Origin of the sequence: Brevibacterium sp. SIMBA_078, from assembly GCF_046534565.1 — a bacterium.
In the GTDB taxonomy this organism is placed as follows: Bacteria; Actinomycetota; Actinomycetes; order Actinomycetales; family Brevibacteriaceae; genus Brevibacterium.
Genome location: NZ_JAWRYQ010000532.1, coordinates 1 through 240 on the forward strand (window position 1 = coordinate 1; position 240 = coordinate 240).

Genomic DNA, 240 nt, shown 5'->3' on the forward strand with positions numbered 1-240 from the left:
GCGCCACCGTGGTGGCTACCGGGCGCAGCGACTTCCCGACCCAGATCAACCACGCCCTCGCGTTCCCCGGAATCTTCCGCGGTGCGCTCGACGCTGATGCGTCCGAGATCACCGCCGATATGAAGCTCGTCGCCGCCCGTGCGATCGCCGATCTCGTCGGCGATGACCTCGAGCCAGGCTACATCGTGCCCGGCGCGCTCGATTCCCGTGTGGCCCCGGCCGTCGCCGAGGCGGTCGAGA

Annotated in this window: 1 protein-coding gene; it reads left to right on the plus strand. The window is 70.0% G+C overall.

Annotation, left to right across the window (positions count from 1 at the left end; all coding sequences use genetic code 11):
* A partial coding sequence (locus tag SB749_RS20675) for a malic enzyme-like NAD(P)-binding protein (protein ID WP_410711967.1) occupies positions 1-240 on the plus strand: 240 nt, incomplete at both ends.